We start from the raw sequence: 19,998 nt of genomic DNA on the forward strand, positions 1-19,998 counted from the left end.
GGCCGTGGAACGCGACCGACGCTAGCTCTTGTCGGTCGCCATCGTGGCTGCAAGCCGTGCATGTCGACGTCCGTACGCGAAGTAGATGACCAGCCCGAGCGCGAGCCACACCAAGAACCGAATCCACGTCTCGACCACCAGGTTCAGCATCAGATAGACACAGGCAAGACCGGACAGGATCGGCACGAGCGGAGAGAACGGAACACGGAAGGGCCGCTTCAGATCCGGCTTGGTCCGCCGAAGAATCGGCACCGCGAGGGAGACGAGGAGAAACGCGAACAACGCTCCGATGCTGACCATTTCGGCGAGTTCCTTCAGCGGCACCAGCGCGGCGAGCAACGCGACGGCTACCACGACGCCTGCGGTCAGTCGGGTGGGTGTGCCGAATCGGGGTGAGACCTTGGCGACCGATTTCGGCAGCAAGCCGTCCCGTCCCATGGCGAACCCGATGCGGCTGATCGTCACCAGTTCGACGAGGATCACCGACGTCAGTCCTGCGACCGCTGCGATCGACACGAGGGAGCCGGCCCAGCTCGCACCGACCGCGTCGAAAGCTTTGGCAATCGGAGCACTGTCGTCGAGATCGGTGTACTGGACCATTCCCGTCACGACGAACGCGACGAGCATGTAGAGAACTGTGCAGGCCACCAGCGTGCCGATCAACGCCCGAGGCAGATCGCGTGACGGATGCTTGGATTCCTCACTGAGATTGGCGACGGCTTCGAAACCGGTGTAGGCGAAGAACACCACTGCTGCGGCAGTGACGACGCCCGCGACGCCGAATGCTGCAGGCGCGATACCCGCCACTGCCTGCATGAGCGGTTGGTCGAGGGTCGAGCCGCCTGCCTCCGCCGGGGCCGACTTCGGAACGAAGGGCACGAGGTTGGATTTGCTGATGAAGAAGAAGCCGGCGACGACGATGAACACCGAGATCGCCACCTTGATTACGACGAGCGTGTTCGTCACGCGCGCAGACTCTTTGACACCGACCGCCGCGACCACTCCGAGCGCGACGACGATCAGCACAGCGCCCACGTTGACGGGCGCCTCCTCGGTGAACAGACTTGGTGGAAGTCCGAACAGGTCCGCAAGGTACCCCGACCAGCTGCGGGCGACGACTGCGGCGCCGAGAGCGAACTCCAACACGAGATCCCAGCCGATGATCCATGCGAACAGTTCGCCCAAGGTGGCGTAGGCGTAGGTGTAGGCGCTCCCGGCCGTCGGAACCGCGGACGCCAGTTCGGCATAACACAGGGCGGCGAGCAAACTGACGACACCAGCGATCGCGAACGACAGCACGACGGCGGGGCCGGCATTCTCCTTCGCTTGAACTCCGGTCAGCGTGAAGATGCCCGTCCCGATGACGATTCCGACGCCGAAGCCGAAGCCGACGAGATCACGAAGACGCAGTTGCTTGCGCAGACTCCCCGGGCCACTGTCGTCATCCACATCGTTCTTGATCTCGTCGACCGTCTTGGTGCGGAATATGTCCATTCATGTGACGCTAGAACACGAATTGTCGTGTTCGCCAACCGAACTCGATGTCTATTTTGCGACTTTTCGGGATTACGGACATATCGGGAAATACGCCCGTACCTGTGCGCTCGTACGGTACCGGTCAGGACCCGTCGCCGAGGTAGGCATCCAGTACTGCACGATTCAGCTCAGCCGCGGCGACGACGATGGCGGCCGCCTGAGCGGGGTCACACGTGCCATCGGTCGTCACCGCCACCGCTTCGCGTAGTCGCGCGCACATCTCGGTCACCTCGGGGTCGGAGGACTCGTCCACGTCGGCCGGTTCCGATTCGTCGACGAGCGAGAGCCGCGGCAACGAAACATCGTCGACGGTCGGAGTGCTCTCACCCTCGCGGTCGGCGGTCTCGTCCGCGGTCTCGGGACGGTAGTTTCTGGCATTGCCGTTCAGTACCGTCCGCTCCCCTTTCGACAGTGCGACGAAGGTCGCTCGTCCTGCGTCCGGATCGCCGCTCACCCGGAACACCGATGACGGCGCTGCCACCTTGCGCACCACCATCCCGTCTTCGACGCCGTTGGGGTTGCGGCGTGTCCACGCCATATCGGTCACCTCCGGGTGCGCTCGACGGGATTCGGCTCCCGTTTCAGACTTGCACACGACCGATTCGGCGTCGACTGTCGCCATGACGGACCCTGCACCGCCACCGACCTCAGACGGACCCGTCGAGGAGCCACCGACCGGCCCGGTGATACTTCCATCGAGCCGGGTCGTGGGTGCTGTGCGTGCGCACGTCACGCCAGTAGCGGTGGAAGTTCAGCGAGTCCGACGTCGACCGGGCGCCGATGAATTCGAACAGCTCACTCGCCGCTCGCTCCGCACTCTCGCTCGCGAAGGCACTGGCTTCGGCCACCGTGACGGCTGCCCGTTCGTAATCCTGCTCGGTGCGCATGACGTCGGCATGGTCGAGTCGTCGAGCGGCTTCGTAGAGCAGCTGCTCCGCGGCGTGTACGTGCGTCCCGAGCTTGCCCACTCGGTACGCGGTCAGCGGGTCGTCGACCGCGCGGTCGACGTGCGCTGTACGCCACGGTCGAGCGACGTCGCGCAGTAGTTCGGCACCCCGGTGCAGGACGCCGAGCCCTATTCCGACGTCGACGGCGGCATGGATGACGGTTGCGTACGGCGGGAACGTGTTCTTTCGATGATGCCCGTCGAAAGGCCTCAGCGAGAACAGTTCCGGCACTTCCACCCCGCTCAACCGGACCGTTCCGCTGTGAGTACTGCGCTGCCCCATGGCGTCCCAGTCGTCGACCACGGTCAGTCCCGCTGCGTCGCGCGGCACGTACGTCAACGAGAATTCGCCGGATTCGGTCGCGGCCTGCACCGGAATCCACTGCGCGGTCAAGGCCCCGGTCGAGTAGTGCTTGACGCCGTCGAGCACGACCGTTCCGTGACCGGTCTCGGTCAGCGTTGTCGTCGGCAACGACAGCACGGGCCGTGACCCACGTTCGGCTTGCGCGTTTCCGAACCGGTGTCCTGCAAGGATTTCCGCCGCGAAGTGACGCTTCTGTTCGAGCGTTCCGTCGGAGAACAACGGTTCGATCAGGTGGAAGTGGTTCTGCGGTACCTGACCGAGCGATCCACTGGCGCGGGACAGAACGACGAACACCCGGACGACGGTTTCGTAGGAGACGCCGGCGCCACCGAACTCGCGAGGCACGCGGATTCCCAGAAGACCACTCTCGGCAAGAGAGGTCAGTTCCTCGACCGGGACCTCCCGAGAGCGGTCCAATCGATCCGCCGCCGCACGAAAGACGTCGGCCAATTCATGGGCTGCCGCGAGAGCCTCGTCGGCGTCGCGTAGAACGGCGACCTTTCCGATCGGCAAAGCGGTGTCCGCGGTCATCGATTCTCCTACCATTCTCGGGGAATTACCCGCCGCTGCAGCATTGCGAGGGGCGCGGGCAGACTCAATCACCGGACCGAGAAAGCTGTCAACCTGCAATAACGTCTGTTTGTGATATACGTCACCACCGTCCCGGCATGCGGTCGACAGGAATGCCCTGTGGTCTGGCGAACTTTAAAACCAGCGTGAATTTAACTGAGGAATTTCACTCCGACGAAGAAATGCGCACGCACGAAAAGTTTGACTTCAATTCGAGCCGGTGTAACTGTTCTGCCCGGAACTGCACAGTCCGAAAAGAAAGTTCTGTCGATGCCAAGACCGCTCGTCTACAACGCTTTCCTGCACTTGACACCCAATCACCACAGCCACGGCTACTGGCGGACCCCCGAGGGCCGCGTCCAATACGGATACAAGGATCTGCAGCCGTACATCGACGTGGTGAAGACGCTCGAGCGGGGCCGAATCGACGCGCTCTTCATCGCTGATGTCGTCGGGGTGTACGACCTCGACTTCGGAGACGGCACGACGACCATACGCGCAGGCTCGCAGTTCCCGGAGAACGATCCGATCACTATCGTCTCGGCGTTGGGGCATGCTACCGAGCATCTCGGTATCGCTGTGACCAGCAACATCATTCAGGACCATCCGTTCTCGTTTGCCCGACGCCTCTCCTCGCTCGACCACTTCACGAACGGTCGCGTCGCGTGGAACATCGTGACGTCGTATCTCAGCAACGGATTCCGTAACTACGGGTACGACGAGATAGTCGGCCACGACGACCGATACGAGTGGGCACAGGAATACGTCGACGTCACCTACAAGCTCTGGGAACACTCGTGGGAGGACGACGCAGTTCTCCACAACCACGAGACCGGTGAATTCTTCGACCCCGCCAAGATCCACACCATCGATCACGTCGGCAAGCGCTACAAGGTGCAGGGTCCGCACATCGTCGAGCCGTCACCGCAGCGCACACCCGTTCTCTTTCAGGCCGGGAATTCCCCTGCCGGACGTAATTTCGCGGTCACCAATGCCGAGGTGACGTTCCTCCCCTCGTACAGTCCCGCCTCAGCGGTGCGTGACGTCGCGATCCTCGACGAGCAGGCGCGCGCGATCGGTCGCGAGCCGTCGTCTCTCAAGAAAATCGTGATGCTGTCCACCATCATTGGTTCGACGGAAGAGGAAGCGAAACGAAAGCGCGAGTACTTCCGAGAAAACGTCGACTTCGAAGCACTGCAAGCATTCTGGAGCGGAGGATCCGGCATCGACCTGTCTTCCGTCGATCCGGATACGCCGTTGTCCGAACTTGCCGGCCGGGCCCAACTCGGCAACCACGTGCAGTCCAACTTCCGCGCCGCGGCAGATTCTCTGGAGGACCCGTCGACGGTGAGTTGGCGCGAGTACCTCGTCGAGAAGTCTCTTCTGCCGGGCAGATTCGCCGGCACGCCGGAGCAGATCGCCGATCACGTGCAGGATTGGGCCGACTCCGGGATCGACGGTTTCAACGTCGTACCCATCACCACGCTCGGTTGGTGGGACGAGTGGGTCGACCACGTCGTGCCTGTACTGCAGGACCGCGGCCTAGCTCAGCGCGAATATGCGCCGGGCACGCTGCGTGAAAAGCTGTTCGGCCGTGGCGACCGCCTCGGTGACGACCACCGTGCCCGCTCTGTCCGCATCGGCAGCCACCAACCCGCATGATTCATATCCACTTCTCCGGAGCCACTTCATGACTGCCACGCTCGACCCCATCACGGTGCGAGAACGATTCGCCGATGTCCTAGCCGACATCGCAGCCACCGCCGTCGCGCGCGACCGCGATCGCACACTCCCCCACGACCTGGTACGACGGCTCGCCGAACGCGGTTTCGGCGCCCTACGCGTACCGACGGAATTCGGCGGGTCGGGTATCGCGGTTCCCGAACTCGCCGAGCTGGTACTCGATCTCGGCGCCGCCGACTCCAATGTCGTGCAACTGCTTCGCACGCACTTCATCTTCACCGAGGCGATCATCCACTCGCCTGAATCCGACGAACGTTCGGAGTGGTTGCGCCGCATCGGACGTGGCGACCTGTTCGGCGGCGCCTACACGGAACAGAATGCGCAGAACCAAACCCACTTCTCGACGCGCATCGAGTCGAGAACCGGTCGACGCCTGGTCACCGGACGGAAGTTCTACAGCACCGGGTCCCTCTACGCGGACTGGATTCTCACCACTGGAGAGGGAGACGACGACACTGTCGAGCAGGCCGTCGTGCCCGCGAAGGCCGACGGCGTCACACTCGTCGACGACTGGCACGGATTCGGTCAGAAGCTGACCGCAAGTGGCACGACGGTGTTCGACGCGGTCGACGTGACCGACGCTCCCCAGTTGCCCGCCGACCTGGAGCTGGGAAGCTACGGTACGTCCGTCGCGCAGTTCTGGCACCTGCTCGCCCTCGCGGGAATCGCCCGCGCGGCGCACGTCGACGTCGTCGAGTACGTCCGCGGTCGGGCCCGCTTCTTCAGCCAGGGTGCCCGGCAGTTGCCCCGTGAGGACGCGCTGGTGCAGCAGGTCGTCGGTGAGGTCAGCGCGGCACGCCATGTCGCCGAGACGCTGGTACGTCATTCGGCTCGCACGCTCGGCGACCACGGCACCGCCTTGCTGGGAGGCAACAACTCGCAGGAGCTGGAGGACGCGACCGAGATCGAGATCTACCGTGCTCAGGTGTCGGTCATCGATACCGTGTTGAAGGCCGTCACCCGGTTGTTCGACGTCGGCGGCGCATCGGCGCTCAGCGTGGAGAAGGGCTGGGATCGACACTGGCGCAACGCACGAACGCTGGCGAACCACAATCCGACGCCGTACCGTCTGGCGAGCATCGGCGACTTCGACCTGAACGGCGCGTCCCCGTTCCGGCAGTGGCTCAGCGGCATCGACCTGCGCAACAGGGAGAGCTAGCCGTGGACTTTCTCACCTACGCCTCGCTCGGATTGTCGACGGGTGGCGCCTACGCACTGGTCGCGCTCGGGCTGATCGCCGCCTACCGCGGCACCGGCGTCATCAATTTCGCGCAGGGCGCGCTGGGAACTTTCGGTGCTTACTCCTTCTGGAAGCTGCACGAAGCCGGCTTGCCGCTCCCCATCGCCATCGCAGCAGGCGTCGTGGTCAGCGGTCTGATCGGCGTCGCCTTCTTCGCGATCGTCGGCAAACGCCTGGCGCATGCACCCGTTGTCACCAAGATCCTGATCACGCTCGGTCTACTACTGGTTCTGGAAACCGTCATCCGACTCGTCTGGACCAATCACCAGATCACCATCGATCCGTTCCTGGTCAGCGGTGGGTTCGAGGTCGGCGGGGTACGCGTGCAGAACATTTCCGTCCTTCTCGGAGTCACCGCCCTCGTCGCCACCACAGCGTTGCATGCGCTGTTCACCCGAACGCGGTTCGGCTTGATCACCATGGCCATCCAGGACACCGACCTCGGTGCTCAGTCCATCGGTATCGATCCACGTAAGTGGGGATCGGCCGCATGGGGTCTCGCAGGTGTGCTGTCCGCTGCAGGCAGCGTCCTCGTTCTCCCGATAACGCAGTTGTCGCCGACGTCGGCTGCGACGATTCTGGTCCCTGCGCTCGGGGCCGCGCTCGCGGCGAAGTTTCGCAGATTCTGGGTGGCGTTCGGCGTCGCGATCGGAGCCGGTGTTCTCGAGGGCCTCGTGACCGGACTGTACGACGCGCAACTTGCGCGTGCCGTTCCGCACATCATCGCGCTCGCAGTTCTCATCGTGTTCGCACGCACCGACATGAGCCGAGGAACCCGCGAGGTCAAGGCGGTCTTCCACGTCGGATCGGGACGAATCCGCCCGCTGCATGTCGTGATCGGTACCGCTGTCGTCGTCACGCTCGTCACCTTCGGAAACGGTTCGACAGTCGACGCATTGAGCCTCACTGCGATTTTCGGCCTCGTCGCTCTCGGCATCGTCGTGTCGACGGGTTACACGGGCCAGGTCAATGCACTGCCGCTCACGTTCGCCGGCATCTCCATGCTTGTGTTCGGTGCAGTGAGCCACCACGGCGCCTCGCTCCTCACCGCCGCGGCGGCAGCGGTGGTCGTCTCCTTCGTCGTGGCAGGCCTCTCGTCGATCGTGTTCATACGTGCCCGCATCTACGAAGTGACCATCGGGTCCCTGGCAATCGCGTCGATCGTGCAAGTCCTTGTGTTCTCGGTGGACAAGTTCTTCAACGGCACGACGGGATGGGCCATCGGTGACACCGAGCTGTTCGGGATCTCGTTCAGCAACATCGTCGAACCGCAGAATTTCGCACTGCTGGCGTGGACCGTGCTGATCGTGGGGCTGATCGTCGTCGCGAACATTCGACGCTCTGCTGTCGGCCGATACCTGCTGTCGGTGCGCCAGGACGAGCGCCTGCCCGCCGCTCTCGGAATCAACGCTGTGCGAGCGAAATTCACGTCGATTCTCCTGTCGGGCACGTTGTGGGGGCTCGCGGGAATTCTGCTCGCGATTCAGCGTGGGTTCATCTCCAAGGGTCAGATCACGTTGGAGGGCTTCACCTACAGCGACTCGTTGGCACTGATCGCGTTCACGATTCTCGCCGGTACAGGACATCTCGCCGGCGCGGTCCTGGCAGGGTTGTTCGCCCCAGGTGGACTCCTCGCGAGCATCCTGTCCTTCACACTCGACATCAACGACTGGTTGTCGTTGTTCTTCGCCGCGAACATGATCCTCGTTCTGACCACCGAACCCGACGGTGTCGTCGGCCAGTTCCTTCGGCTCCGCGACGCGGCGTTTCGCACGTTCCGATCGGCTCCCGTACAGAAGGAGAAGGTGCATGCCACGCTTGAACGTCAGTGACCTGTCCGTCGACATCGGAGACCACAGGATTCTGAACGACGTGTCCTTGTCGGTGCCCGAGGGCCGAATCGTCGGACTACTCGGAGCCAACGGCGCAGGAAAGAGCACCGCGATCGACGCCATCACCGGGTATCAGCGCGTCACGTCGGGCACCGTCGAGGTCGACGGCAAGGACGTGACGAGGACGACCGCACCCGCTCGGGCCCGTCACGGCCTCAGCCGCACGTTCCAGGACTACCTGCTGTTCGAGGACCTCACCGTGGAAGAGAATCTCCTCTCCGCCACGGAAGTCAGGAGCCGAAAGTCGGTCGCTGCCAGCATTGTTCGGTTCGGTCGGCCCGGCGGCCAGGAATTTGCGCGGGTCGACGAGGTTCTCGTGGCCCACGGTCTCGACGCCATACGCCACAAGCGCGTCGAGGAACTGTCTCTCGGTTGGCACGCACGAGTGAATCTGGCGCGCGCCGTCGTGCAGGATCCGTCCGTGCTGTTGCTCGACGAGCCGGCCGCCGCGCTCAGCCTCGATGCACGACGACGCGTCGTCGACACCGTCAAGAACATTCGTGACACCTCGGACATCGCAATACTGTTGGTGGAGCACAATTTGGACGTCGTCACCGAAGTCTGCGACGACATCTACGTTCTCGAAGCGGGGTCCGTCATCGCGCACGGCCCCACTTCCGAGATCCTCGATCATCCGATGGTTCGGTCCATCTATTTCGGCGAGAAAGAATCCGGAGCTCTACCGGCCGGGAGCGGAGCCGGCGGAGTGACCCAGAAACGCACCGAGGTGACCGCATGACGATGGCAATCGACACCGCTGGCCTGCACGTGAAGGGCCTGACCGTCGACTACGGCAACGGCGCGGGGCTGTGGGACTTCGATCTCGACGTCGCACCCGGCGAAGTGGTCTGTGTCATCGGCAAGAACGGCGCGGGCAAATCCAGTGCATTGCTGGGCATTTCGGGTTTCGTGAAGCCACAGTCCGGATCGGTCGTGGTCGACGGGCATTCGCTCACGGGTACTCCGTACCGACGGTGCAAAGACCACATCGGTCTCGTCGTCAAGGGACGTTCGCTGTTCGGAAGCTTGACCCTGGCCGAGAACCTCGCGCTCGCGCACATCGACGATCGCGACTTCTTCGACCTCTTCCCACAGCTCGCCGATCGTCGCGACGTACCCGCCGGAAGCCTCAGCGGAGGTCAACAGCAGCTGGCCGCCGTCGGCCGAGCGCTTCTGCGTGACGTGCGTGTCGTGTTGCTCGACGAATTGACGTTCGGACTCAGCCCGGCCGTCCGAACCCTGATCGCGCGTGTCGTCGGCGAGCAGGCCCGAGACCGAAGCATCAGCGTGGTCGTAGTCGAGCAGCACGTGGAAACTGCGGTTGCCATCGCCGATCGCACCCTCGTACTCGCCGACGGCCGAACCGCACTCGAGCTCTCACGCGACGAACTGGTCGACGCCACCGAACACGTCGAACACACCTATCTACATCCCTGATCACGAAGGAAAACCATGTTCATACGTAAGTTCCGTGCGGGTCTGATCGGCTTGTCCGCACTGTCGCTCCTGGCCGCCGGATGCTCCGGGGGTGGCGACAGCGACTCCGACACGATCAACGTCGGCTTCATCGCGCCGCTGTCGTCGTCGCCGTCCGCGTTCCAGGATCCAGCATTGGTTGCCGAGATCGCCGAGAAGGCCGTCAACGACCAGGGCGGCATCAACGGCAAGAAGCTGAACGTCATCGTCTACGACACGAAAGGTCAGCCGGCCAACGTCATCGCGGGCGCACGCAAGCTGGTGAACGAGGACGACGTCGTCGCGTTCATCGGCGGCAACAGCGGCGACGGTCTCGCCGAGATCGGCAAACAGGCAGGCGTCGTCAACTGGTTCCCGATGGGCTGCGCCGCTGCCGACGTCTCGAACGAGCTGTCGATGATCGCTGCACTCAACTGCGCCGGCGCGGCTCAGGGAACGTACCTGGGCGGCACCAGGTTCAAGCCGAAGAAGGCCGTCTACGTCGCGTACGCAGGCAATACTCCGTACATCGAGAATGCGAAGCTCGGGTACCGAAATGCCGGCGTCGACGATGTCGAGATCATCGAGATCGCGGCCGACACGACCGATTACGCGCCCGTCATCGCCAAGATCAAGGCGGCGAACCCGGACGTGTGGGGCGGCATGATCTACACGCCGGAAAAGCTGACTGCACTGGTCCAAGCTGCCGTCGATCAGAATTTTCGAATTCCGATGGTGCTCAGCAACAACGTCATGGAAGACGCCACCATCAAGGTCGTCTCCGACTCCGGAATCCCGAACTCCGTCGCCCTCGAAAAGGGTGAGGACGCGGCGCAGTTCGCCACGTGGAAGGAGTACGAGGACCAGCTCGCGAAGTACGACCCGGAAGGCAAGGTCAAGACTCCGCACGACGGCAGCGTCAGCACCGACTGGCTGGCCGTCTGGACGTTCGCACAGGAAGCACGCAAACTCGACACCGTCGACCGCGACACCTTCCGCGAGCACACCCAGAACCTGACGGACTTCCAGACCGACGTACTGCACGACATCGACTTCACGATCCAGGACGGTCCGGTCCTCACTGCGCCGCGTCAGGCCAACTTGTGGGCCTTTGCCGGTCACATCGCCAACGGCAAATTGAATGTCGACGACCCGACCCCGTTCAGCGCGTTCGAGAAGACACCAGTGAAGTAGCACCGCCACTACCCACGACGAGATCGAAGTTGTGTAACGGATCAGAAGAATGCCGGTGCACAACTTCGGTCTGGTCGTCGTGTCGACAGGCCGTGACCCCCACGTTTCGCGACGGTCCGGCTCGGGCATGCGGACGCCATGCCCTCAATCCTCTACACCGCACAGGTGACCGCGACACCCGGATCCGTCGAAGCAAGCGACGGCGCTCTGACGTTGGACGTGCACGAACCCTCGGAACTCGGTGGAACCGGTGGATCCACCAACCCCGAACAACTGATGGCCGCAGCTTTGGCGTCGTGTCTGCTCGAGTCCGTCCGCATCGCTGCGGGCACGGCCGGCGAAAGCATCGACGACGTGTCCGTCGATGGTTCGGTCAGCCTGTCCGACACGGACGGCGTCGGCTACGACGCCACGTACTCTCTCGCTGTCTCGCTGCCGAACTTCGCGAACCCCGACAACGTTCTGGCTCAAGCGAAATCGATCTGCCCGTTCCTGAAGAAACTCGACGACGTCGACGTGACCCTCACCGACTGAAGTCTCTTTTCGCGCCGCTGCGAGTCAGCACGAGACCTGTACCGACGACGCCGATCAGACTGATCGCCAACGCAATCGAGGACCACCCCTCGGTGTGCCAGTACACGTCCTCCAGAGTGATCAACAGCGCTGCTTCGTCCACGATCAGACCGAGACCGATTCCCAGTGCCGCTCCCATCCAGGACCGACTTCTGGGTGAGCGGTCGATGAGCCCGAACACGGCCACTCCCGCCAGAATCAGTATCCCCCACAGGTAATGGTGAAGGTGCACTCCGCCGGCGGACACGTCACCGACGTTGCTTGTGTCGATTTGGATCAGCCACGTCACCAATCTCGCGCCGCCGAACGTCACGGTGAATGCCAACCACGCCAACACGATTCCTCGGCGCGCCGGATCCACTTGTCTGAGCCGACGTGGAAACCGGAACCGGGCGGGAGTGGATATCTCGTGGGACTTCGCGGCGGCATCGTCGGACATACTTACTGTCTACTCCAGTATGTCGGGGCGCCATCTGTCACCCTCGCCGAGCGGTGATGTGACGCCAGAGGAAGATGACGACACGCACACAGTCTGGAGGACACGTGACATCTGGCGGGGCGCTCGCGCGGCGGTTGGGGCTGTCCGACGCGATCGTGATCGGCGTCGGATCGATGATGGGCGCAGGTGTGTTCGCGGCGTTCGCCCCGGCGTCGGCAGCCGCGGGCGTCGGTCTGCTCGTTGGTCTTGCTGTCGCCGCGATCGTCGCCGTGTGCAACGCCCTGTCGTCGGCGCAGTTGGCTGCCCAGTATCCGACGTCGGGTGGCACGTATGTGTACGGGCGAGAACGGCTCGGGCACTGGCCGGGGTTCCTCGCCGGGTGGAGTTTCGTGATCGGCAAGACTGCGAGTTGCGCCGCGATGGCGTTGACGTTCGCCCACTACGCAGTACCCGACGAGTACACGAAACTCGCTGCCGTGGCGGCGGTGGTGGTGCTCGCCTCCGTCAACTACGTCGGCGTGACGAGAACCGCGGCGCTGACCAAGGTGCTCGTGACACTCGTCCTGGTCGTTCTGGTGGGAACCACGCTCGTCGGGCTGTCGGCACCGACGCGGCTGCCCGACGCCTCGGCGAGTATCGACCACGGCTGGTACGGGATCCTTCAATCGGCCGGACTGTTGTTCTTCGCTTTCGCCGGCTACGCGCGCATCGCCACGATGGGTGAAGAAGTCGTGGACCCACGCCGAACCATCCCCCGCGCCATCATCACGGCCCTGGCGGTCGCTCTGTGCGTTTACGCCGTCGTCGCGGTAACGGTCCTCGCGGTGCTGGGACCCGACCAGCTCGCTGCGTCTACCGCACCGCTGGTCGATGTCGTGACCACGGCGGGCCAATCATGGGCAGCCCCGATCGTGCGCGTCGGCGCCTCGCTGGCAGCGCTGGGTGCTCTGCTGGCGCTCATCGCGGGGATCGGGCGTACATCGCTGGCGATGGCTCGCAACCGCGACCTACCGCGCTGTCTGTCAGCGGTGCATCCGCGCTTCGCGGTACCCCACCGCGCCGAGATCACCCTCGCCGTGGTGGTCGGAGTTCTGGTTCTCACCGTCGACCTTCGCGGCGCGATCGGGTTCTCGTCGTTCGGGGTTCTGCTGTACTACCTGATCGCCAACGTCAGCGCGTGGACGCAGGCGCCGGACGATCGTCGGTATCCCCGACCTGTTCAAGCAGTGGGGGCCGTGGGATGCGTCGCGCTCATGGCGACCTTGCCCGCGCCGGCGATCGGCGTCGGCGTCGCGGTTCTCGCCGTCGGGGTCGTGTATCGCTGCGTTCGACTCCGACGGGCCCGCTGACGTCTCCGCCCGTCCGACATGTTCTGCGACGGCACAGGGTCGACGACCCGCCCTGTCTCCAGGCCGCCCGACATCGTCGACAACATGTCCACGGCCCCGACGAGGGCCAGCAGACAGAACAACGCAACGAACCACACCGAGAATCCCATCACGACAGACGCAATCCCCGCCCCGGCCAGCCCCACGACAACGAGGGCACCCCATCTTTCGTACACGTGAGAACTCCACTCGTTGCGGTTCCACTGTTTCGTCAATGAACATTCGCAGCGCGCGCAGCGGGGGCACAGAGTCCAAAGTCACCGACGGACGGCACAAGACCTCGTGTGCGGTGTCGCGAATTCAGTTCTCTCTGCGGACTTTTCGGCGACTGGACCTGCGGTCGTCACGAAAACGAGGGGCGGCGACGCGTAGCACGCGATCCGCCGGAGGAGTAGTCGGTTTACAGCGTCGCCCCCGACCACCGTGCCGGGATACCACTCGCCTCCCCCCACCCGGTTTCCGTTTCGTGCGTGCACGGAACGGGCACACACGCGCATGGTCACGAACGAGCCTGGAACAACCTCACCTCCGAACACCTCGACACCGTTGAAGCGTGCGATCACCGGGAAGATGCTGTTCGTGTTCATTCTCGGCGACGTCCTGGGCGCCGGAATCTACGCGCTGGTGGGCGAAATCGCGGGTGAGGTCGGCGGGGCCATCTGGCTGCCCCTCTTGGTCGCGCTACTGATGGCGATGCTGACGGCGGCGTCCTACGCGGAGTTGGTCACCAAGTACCCCCGAGCCGGTGGAGCAGCCGTGTTCGCGGAGAGGGCTTACCGACGGCCGTTCGTGTCGTTCATGGTGGGATTCTCGATGCTTGCTGCGGGTGTGACCAGCGCTGCCGGTCTTGCGCTCGCCTTCGCGGGCGACTACCTACAGGTTTTCGTCGAGATACCAAGTGTGGCAGCTGCTTTGATCTTCCTGGCGGCGGTCGCGATGTTGAACGCGCGCGGTATCACCGAGTCCATGCGAGCCAATCTGGTGATGACGGTCGTCGAAGTGTCCGGACTCGTGACGATCATCGCGCTCGCCGGGCTCGTCCTCGGGCGCGGCGAAGGTTCACCGTCACGCGTTCTCGAGTTCGCCGACGGAACCACCCCCGCATTCGCTGTCCTGGGAGCCGCACTTCTCGCCTTCTACTCCTTCGTCGGTTTCGAAACCTCGGCGAACGTGGCAGAAGAAGTGACGGATGTTCGCCGCGTGTATCCGCGCGCGTTGTTGGGCGCGCTCGTAGCGGCCGGAGCGGTCTACATCCTGGTCGGTCTGGCGGTGTCGACCGTCGTCGATGCGGACACCCTTGCCGGGTCGAGCGGGCCCCTGCTCGAGGTCGTGAACACGGCAGACGCGGGATTTCCGCCGTGGCTGTTCAGCCTGGTCGCGCTGATCGCGGTCGCGAACGGCGCCCTGCTGACCATGATCATGGCGTCGCGATTGACGTTCGGCATGGCACGCGACGGACTTCTTCCGTCGGCGTTGAGCAAAGTACTGCCGGGTCGGCGCACTCCGTGGGCGGCCATCGTCGCGACCACTGCCGTCGCCATGATCCTGTGTGCGACGGGATCGGTCGCGGCTCTCGCCGAGACTGTCGTCCTGCTTCTGCTGGTCGTGTTCGTGAGCACCAACGTGGCCGTGCTCGTTCTTCGCCGAGACGATGCGGACGGGGACCATTTCCGAGTTCCGACGGTGTTCCCCGTTCTGGCTGTCGTGACGTGCATCGTCCTGGCCACGCAGCAGTCGGCGGAGACCTGGCTGCGTGCGTTGGTGCTGCTCGCGATCGGAGCTGTTCTGTACGGCGTGCGACGTCTCGCGACGGCTCGGTCGGGCGGTAAGTCCGCGACGTCATGACCGATCCTTACCGATGGAGACGGTCCGCCCCCTCTCCACGTACAGAACCTTGTCTCCGATTCCGTCGGCGTCGGCCTCACGAAGAAAGTCATCGAGCGGCGACGAGAACACGCCGTAGTCGTCGAAGTGAACGGGAATTGCCCGGTCCGGATCGATCATCCGGATCGCGCGAACACCCTGTTGCGCATCCATCGTGACCATCAAGCCGCGTCGAGGCGACTGCCCGAACGGTAGCGTCGTGCCGCCGAGGTGAAACACGCCGGTGTCGATGGACGGATACCGTCGCGGAATCTCCAGGAGGTCGTCGACCACGAGCGTGTCGCCAGAAATGTAGATTCGCAACTCCACATTCTGCGATTCGAGTCCCGGATCGATGCGCGAGAACTCGATCATGCTTCCCATGACGGGCGGCACGAGGTGGCCGGCGACTGCCCACCGCGGGCCGTGACGACCCGGCATCGACGTCACGGTGGCGCGAGTACCGCGTCGTTCGATGGTCTCGGACTCCCATGTCTTCACCGGGCGTGCGTCGACGAAACCGCGACGGCCCAGTTTCGACGCCGCGTGCCCCGTGGTGATGATGGGGGTCTCGCGATCCAGCTGTTTCTGGGCGCGTCGATCCCAGTGGTCTCCGTGCAGGTGCGACAGAACGACGGCGTCGATGGGAGGCAGTTGGTCGATCGACAACGCCGGTTCTCGCAGACGTTTGGACACCAATCCGTGGCCCAGGTACGCGTACTCCCCCGCATGGAGAAAGTTCGGGTCGGTCAGCAACGTGATGTCGCCGACCGAGATCAAGCACGTTGCATTGCCGATGAAGGTGAACGTTCCGTGCATGGTCTTCTCCCACGACGACATCGAATGGACTGTCGTTCGGCTTCCACGGAGTCACTTCTCGCAAACCCGCTCCGAGCTCGCGCACTAGTTTCGTCGCGGCTCGGAACCCGATCCCGATTCACGCGGCCGAACGTCGCTGAAGAAGGGACAGTCGGACGCCCGACACCACGAAGAACACCCCTCCCAGCACCGCGTACCCTGCGACTCCCCCAACCTCGGCGGCACCCCGCACGCCCTGTGCCAGAAAGCCGCCCCCGGCCACTATAGAAATGCCGCCGCTGAGCATCTGAGGCACCTGACCCCCGCGATGCCGGTTTCGCACCGCAGTGACGAGTTGCGGAAGGCCTGATCCGACAGCCCAAATTCCCCATACGACCAGGACCGTTGCGATGGATACGGTCGACGCCCACCCGAGCGCGACCGCGACGACAACGCTCACCAAGACATTGATCCACTGCGCGATACGCGCCCCCTGTCCGTTGTGGCGGTTCCTCACCTGCCACAGAACCGCGGCCGCGTCGACCAGCGGGTAGACGACGAGCAGAAGCGTCAGCGCCGGCCCCGACGAGCCCCCGGCCAGTATCAGCGACGCCGCCCACAGCATCGCGAATGCGAAACGCGCGAAATAGAGCCGACGCAATCCCACCTCGTGGGTCGATCCGGACGTCGCCTCTGTCGTGATCGTCATGGTCCTCCTCTTCTCTGCACCCAAAACGGTGCCCGTAGGGTTACTAGTTCGTCTACGTCGAGACACTAGACGGGCCGGCACTCGGTTGCAACAGCACAGAGTGTCGAATGCAGTGCACGTCCGCAGGACCTACGACTCTCGCGTGCACTCCGCCGATCCTCGATCGTCGAATGTGCGAAACACGAACACATGCCACTCGATGGACGTCTTCGTCAGGAGGAACCGATGAACACCCTTGTGGTCTACGAATCCATGTACGGCAGTACCCGTCTCGTCGCCCAGGCCATCGCCCGGGGAATGCGCGTGACCGACGACGTTCACGGGTCGAGTCGGCTCAGGACGCGGGATGCCGGCATCGGAGCGGCGTGGGCGTCGCAATCAGTGCACGACCAGAACGGGACACTGGGCGTAATGAATCATGTTCTGGCTCACCGAACCGAGTAACGCTCCTGCCATCTTCCCCCGGCCCCGGCTCCCGACGACGACGAGCTGAGCAGAGGCGGACAGTGTTCGAAGGTGATGTGCGGCTTGCCCTTCGACACTGGCGCACGTGACCGCGACATCCGCGAACGAATCGGCGATGGGGTTGACCGTGTCGCGCAGCCATTGCCGCTGATCGCTGCGCAACCGGTCCCAGTCGATGAGACCCGCCGTGTATCCCACTCCGACGGACTCTGCGATCTGCCACGCATGTGTCGCGATGACCGGGGCCTTCACGGTGTCGGCGAACTCGAACGCGGCAAGCAACGCGTGATTCGACGACTCCGTACCGTCGACTCCGACGACGACCGGCATGTCAGCATCGGCGTCGTCAGCCGAGTGTGCGCGCCACACCAGCACGGGGCACTCGACCGAGTTGCACACGCGAATCACCTCGCCCCCGAGGACGAGATCGGTCAGCGCAGACGACCGACGGGAGCCGACCACGATGACGTGCGCATCGTCCGATACCGATTCGAAGTAGTCGGTGACGGATTTGCGCGTCTGCACCGCCCTCAGGTCGATGCTCGGGTTTACCTCCCGTACGGCGCGTTCTGCAGCGTCGAGCGCCTGCCGTCCCACCTCGCGCAGCTCGCCGAGAATCTCCTGCTCACCCGCAAGGACCCCCGTCCCCAGGTACCAGGTCACATCGGGAAGCGAATGCACCAAGACCACCGAGCGTCGAATCCGAGCGGCGTACTCCCCCGCCCACCGTGCGGCTTCCAGAGCCGGAACGGACCCGTCGATGCCGACGTAGATCGGCATCGCATCGTTCGTCGATTCATCCATCCGAGTCACCCTCCCGGTCGAAGCGAATGATGGCCCTTAAGATTTCCTCGACGCGGGCGACGCCGTCAGTGCCGAAAGTCCTCGCCGACGGCTCTATCGGTGCCTCGGGACGACGCAGGCTGCGCCCGGCCGGCACCGCGACCTATCGCGGTGACACCCGTCCGTCGAGAAGCCGTTCGGACAGGTCCCACAACTGCCTGGCGTGCTCCATGTTCTGCATCGGCTTCCACAGCGTTCGGAGTGCGGGCGGCCCACCGATCACGCGAGTCGGACCGAAGAACTGGTCTCCTTCCGACGTAGTGCCCACTGCCGCCACGACAGCTGGACGGGCAGCACTCTCGACGGTGCCGGTAACACCCACGCGGGTGAGTGCACTGATGACGCGTCTGCCGACCACGTTCTTGTCTCTGCCCATACCTGGTTGCGCGGCAAGCAGATTCGTGGGAGACACACCGGGATGGGCGATGTTGCTGGAGATTCCCCACCCAGCGGCCTTGCTTCGTGAGTCGAGTTCTCTCGCGAACAGCGCGACCGCAAGCTTGGACTGAGCGTACGCTTTCGAGACGTCGTAATGCTTCTCCCAGTTCGGATCGTCCCAGTTGATCGAGCCCGATCGCGCCGCGATGCTCGTCTGATGCGTCACTCGTGCACCACCCTCGCGCAACAAGTCCAGCAGGCCGAGCGTCAGCGCGAAGTGGCCCAGATGATTCGTCCCGAACTGCAACTCGAACCCGTCCTCGGTGACTTGCCGGTTCGGCGGCTGCATGACACCTGCGTTGTTGACGAGGATGTCGATCGCACGCCCGTCGGCTCGGATGCTGTCCACCAGTGCCGCAACAGAATTCAACGACGCGAGGTCGAGAGGCCGCGTCGACACCTTCGCCCCCGGCACGGCGGCACGGATTTGTTCGATCGTGGCCGCGCCCTTCGCGGAATTGCGAACCGGCATCAGCACTTCGGCGCCTGCGGCGGCGAGTTGCGTTGCGACAACTCGCCCGATCCCGTCGCTCGCGCCGGTCACGATCGCCAGTTTGCCGGTCGAATCTCGAATATCGATGTGGTGTGCCATGAGTCGCTCCCGCTCGTTCGGTTTCCGTTACACCTTCGATGTTCGCGGTCCGTCCCGTCGATAACCAGTGACTGTCGATCCACCGTTAAGGAATTGTCTGCGTGCCGACGACAGCCAGCAGCTGTAGTTTCTCGTAGCTCTCGCTACCGGGTACCGCGGTGTACACGAGAAGTCGGTGGAACTGGTCGGGATCGAGCAGGGTCTGACACTGCAACTCGAGTTCACCCACGATCGGATGGACGAACCGTTTGACGTGCCTCGGACGCAATCCCACCTCGTGCGCTGCCCACAACACTCGAAATTCCTCGCTTCGATCGTGCAGGAGGTCGACGTATTGCGCAGCGCGAGACCCCGGGCCGCGAAGGGTGACGATTTCACGCAAACCGGAGACGTACAGGCGCGACAGGACCTCCCGCTCGTCCGGGTGATACATCTCCCGCGTGCTGGGATCGGCGAACCATCGATAGCCGAGACTGCGCGCGGGTCCGACGCGTAACGACGCATCACCGGTCAACGCCGCACTGAGCGGCGTCTGTCGAAGCGTCTCCCCCAGTTCGGACACCACCTCCGCCGGGGTGTCCTGCAGGCGATCCAGAATCCGCAGCACACCAGGACCGACATGATCGCTCTCGGTTCCCCGTACAGGTGGGTTGTGGCCGGCGAGCCGAAACACGTGGTCACGTTCCGCCACCGACAGGTGCAGTCCTTGACAGATCGACGCGATCATCTCGACCGAAGGATGCGGACCCGTTCCACGCTCCAACCTCGCGTAGTAGTCGGTCGACATGTGGCAGAGCTCTGCCACCTCTTCACGCCTCAGACCGACTGCACGTCGTCGTCTGCCGCGCGACATGCCGACGTCCTCGGGTTGTAGCGACTCTCGTCGACGACGAAGAAATGCCGCCAACTCGACGCGGTCGATCACAGCGCGCTCTCGCATGTCACGTTCG

At 63.8% G+C, this 19,998-nt stretch carries 18 protein-coding genes; 9 read left to right on the forward strand and 9 right to left on the reverse strand.

Going from position 1 to position 19,998, the window contains the following annotated elements; all coding sequences use genetic code 11:
- Positions 1-21: 21 nt before the first annotated feature.
- The 3 genes from A3K89_RS23145 to A3K89_RS23155 all read right to left on the reverse strand — a co-directional run bounded on the left by A3K89_RS23145 (position 22) and on the right by A3K89_RS23155 (position 3,377).
- Positions 22-1,494: an APC family permease gene (locus A3K89_RS23145; RefSeq protein WP_068431335.1), complete on the reverse strand. Its 1,473-nt coding sequence runs from the start codon at positions 1,492-1,494 to the stop codon at positions 22-24.
- Between the two features lie 124 nt (positions 1,495-1,618).
- Complete coding sequence (locus A3K89_RS23150) at positions 1,619-2,074, reverse strand: hypothetical protein (protein WP_157105423.1); 456 nt, start codon at positions 2,072-2,074, stop codon at positions 1,619-1,621.
- 109 nt (positions 2,075-2,183) lie between these two features.
- A complete protein-coding gene (locus A3K89_RS23155) occupies positions 2,184-3,377 on the reverse strand; it encodes an acyl-CoA dehydrogenase family protein (RefSeq protein ID WP_068431338.1) in 1,194 nt (397 codons plus the stop codon).
- Positions 3,378-3,686: 309 nt separating this feature from the next.
- On the opposite strand from A3K89_RS23155, the gene A3K89_RS23160 reads away from it, so the two are divergent.
- The 7 genes from A3K89_RS23160 to A3K89_RS23190 all read left to right on the forward strand — a co-directional run bounded on the left by A3K89_RS23160 (position 3,687) and on the right by A3K89_RS23190 (position 11,474).
- Positions 3,687-5,078, forward strand: a complete 1,392-nt coding sequence (locus tag A3K89_RS23160; RefSeq protein ID WP_068431340.1) for an NtaA/DmoA family FMN-dependent monooxygenase — start codon at positions 3,687-3,689, stop codon at positions 5,076-5,078.
- A gap of 28 nt (positions 5,079-5,106) precedes the next feature.
- Positions 5,107-6,318 (forward strand): acyl-CoA dehydrogenase family protein, encoded by a 1,212-nt coding sequence (locus A3K89_RS23165; RefSeq protein WP_068431506.1) that lies wholly within the window; start codon positions 5,107-5,109, stop codon positions 6,316-6,318.
- Between the two features lie 2 nt (positions 6,319-6,320).
- Complete coding sequence (locus tag A3K89_RS23170) at positions 6,321-8,231, forward strand: ABC transporter permease (protein WP_068431348.1); 1,911 nt, start codon at positions 6,321-6,323, stop codon at positions 8,229-8,231.
- Positions 8,209-9,030: an ABC transporter ATP-binding protein gene (locus tag A3K89_RS23175; RefSeq protein ID WP_068431508.1), complete on the forward strand. Its 822-nt coding sequence runs from the start codon at positions 8,209-8,211 to the stop codon at positions 9,028-9,030. Before A3K89_RS23170 ends, A3K89_RS23175 begins: the two co-directional genes overlap by 23 nt.
- Positions 9,027-9,728 carry an ABC transporter ATP-binding protein gene (locus A3K89_RS23180; RefSeq protein WP_068431349.1) on the forward strand — a complete coding sequence of 234 codons (702 nt, stop codon included), beginning with the start codon at positions 9,027-9,029 and terminating at the stop codon, positions 9,726-9,728. The genes A3K89_RS23175 and A3K89_RS23180 overlap by 4 nt, the downstream gene beginning before the upstream one ends.
- A 15-nt stretch (positions 9,729-9,743) precedes the next feature.
- Entirely contained in the window at positions 9,744-10,940 is a 1,197-nt protein-coding gene (locus A3K89_RS23185; protein WP_068431351.1) for an ABC transporter substrate-binding protein, read from the forward strand.
- A gap of 165 nt (positions 10,941-11,105) precedes the next feature.
- The gene (locus tag A3K89_RS23190) at positions 11,106-11,474 is read left to right on the forward strand and encodes an OsmC family protein (RefSeq protein ID WP_254303648.1); all 369 of its coding nucleotides are present in this window, start codon (positions 11,106-11,108) and stop codon (positions 11,472-11,474) included.
- On the opposite strand, the gene A3K89_RS23195 is transcribed toward A3K89_RS23190, so the two are convergent.
- Positions 11,464-11,952: a hypothetical protein gene (locus A3K89_RS23195; RefSeq protein WP_068431356.1), complete on the reverse strand. Its 489-nt coding sequence runs from the start codon at positions 11,950-11,952 to the stop codon at positions 11,464-11,466. The two genes, A3K89_RS23190 and A3K89_RS23195, sit on opposite strands and share 11 nt — an antisense overlap.
- A 104-nt stretch (positions 11,953-12,056) precedes the next feature.
- On the opposite strand from A3K89_RS23195, the gene A3K89_RS23200 reads away from it, so the two are divergent.
- A complete protein-coding gene (locus tag A3K89_RS23200; RefSeq protein ID WP_068431358.1) occupies positions 12,057-13,301 on the forward strand; it encodes an APC family permease in 1,245 nt (414 codons plus the stop codon).
- Between the two features lie 534 nt (positions 13,302-13,835).
- Positions 13,836-15,185 carry an APC family permease gene (locus tag A3K89_RS23205; protein WP_068431368.1) on the forward strand — a complete coding sequence of 450 codons (1,350 nt, stop codon included), beginning with the start codon at positions 13,836-13,838 and terminating at the stop codon, positions 15,183-15,185.
- On the opposite strand, the gene A3K89_RS23210 is transcribed toward A3K89_RS23205, so the two are convergent.
- The 5 genes from A3K89_RS23210 to A3K89_RS23235 form a co-directional block, all read right to left on the reverse strand.
- Entirely contained in the window at positions 15,180-16,043 is an 864-nt protein-coding gene (locus A3K89_RS23210) for an MBL fold metallo-hydrolase (protein ID WP_254303649.1), read from the reverse strand. The two genes, A3K89_RS23205 and A3K89_RS23210, sit on opposite strands and share 6 nt — an antisense overlap.
- A 97-nt stretch (positions 16,044-16,140) precedes the next feature.
- Positions 16,141-16,710, reverse strand: a complete 570-nt coding sequence (locus tag A3K89_RS23215) for a DUF308 domain-containing protein (protein ID WP_068431370.1) — start codon at positions 16,708-16,710, stop codon at positions 16,141-16,143.
- A 378-nt stretch (positions 16,711-17,088) separates the two neighbouring features.
- Positions 17,089-17,979, reverse strand: coding sequence for a universal stress protein (locus A3K89_RS23225; RefSeq protein WP_068431374.1), 891 nt, complete (start codon positions 17,977-17,979; stop codon positions 17,089-17,091).
- Positions 17,980-18,121: 142 nt separating this feature from the next.
- Entirely contained in the window at positions 18,122-19,048 is a 927-nt protein-coding gene (locus tag A3K89_RS23230) for an SDR family oxidoreductase (protein ID WP_068431376.1), read from the reverse strand.
- An 85-nt stretch (positions 19,049-19,133) separates the two neighbouring features.
- The gene (locus A3K89_RS23235) at positions 19,134-19,973 is read right to left on the reverse strand and encodes a helix-turn-helix transcriptional regulator (protein ID WP_068431378.1); all 840 of its coding nucleotides are present in this window, start codon (positions 19,971-19,973) and stop codon (positions 19,134-19,136) included.
- Between the last annotated feature and the right edge of the window lie 25 nt (positions 19,974-19,998).

The sequence above is a fragment of the Rhodococcoides kyotonense genome (assembly GCF_001645385.1).
In the GTDB taxonomy this organism is placed as follows: domain Bacteria; phylum Actinomycetota; class Actinomycetes; order Mycobacteriales; family Mycobacteriaceae; genus Rhodococcoides; species Rhodococcoides kyotonensis_B.

Coding starts and splice junctions, on each gene's coding strand:
- A3K89_RS23145 (WP_068431335.1), bottom strand. CDS start 1,494: ATGGACATATTCCGCACCAAGACGGTCGACGAGATCAAGAACGATGTG.
- A3K89_RS23150 (WP_157105423.1), bottom strand. CDS start 2,074: ATGGCGTGGACACGCCGCAACCCCAACGGCGTCGAAGACGGGATGGTG.
- A3K89_RS23155 (WP_068431338.1), bottom strand. CDS start 3,377: ATGACCGCGGACACCGCTTTGCCGATCGGAAAGGTCGCCGTTCTACGC.
- A3K89_RS23160 (WP_068431340.1), top strand. CDS start 3,687: ATGCCAAGACCGCTCGTCTACAACGCTTTCCTGCACTTGACACCCAAT.
- A3K89_RS23165 (WP_068431506.1), top strand. CDS start 5,107: ATGACTGCCACGCTCGACCCCATCACGGTGCGAGAACGATTCGCCGAT.
- A3K89_RS23175 (WP_068431508.1), top strand. CDS start 8,209: ATGCCACGCTTGAACGTCAGTGACCTGTCCGTCGACATCGGAGACCAC.
- A3K89_RS23180 (WP_068431349.1), top strand. CDS start 9,027: ATGACGATGGCAATCGACACCGCTGGCCTGCACGTGAAGGGCCTGACC.
- A3K89_RS23185 (WP_068431351.1), top strand. CDS start 9,744: ATGTTCATACGTAAGTTCCGTGCGGGTCTGATCGGCTTGTCCGCACTG.
- A3K89_RS23195 (WP_068431356.1), bottom strand. CDS start 11,952: ATGTCCGACGATGCCGCCGCGAAGTCCCACGAGATATCCACTCCCGCC.
- A3K89_RS23205 (WP_068431368.1), top strand. CDS start 13,836: ATGGTCACGAACGAGCCTGGAACAACCTCACCTCCGAACACCTCGACA.
- A3K89_RS23210 (WP_254303649.1), bottom strand. CDS start 16,043: ATGTCGTCGTGGGAGAAGACCATGCACGGAACGTTCACCTTCATCGGC.
- A3K89_RS23215 (WP_068431370.1), bottom strand. CDS start 16,710: ATGACGATCACGACAGAGGCGACGTCCGGATCGACCCACGAGGTGGGA.
- A3K89_RS23225 (WP_068431374.1), bottom strand. CDS start 17,979: ATGGATGAATCGACGAACGATGCGATGCCGATCTACGTCGGCATCGAC.
- A3K89_RS23230 (WP_068431376.1), bottom strand. CDS start 19,048: ATGGCACACCACATCGATATTCGAGATTCGACCGGCAAACTGGCGATC.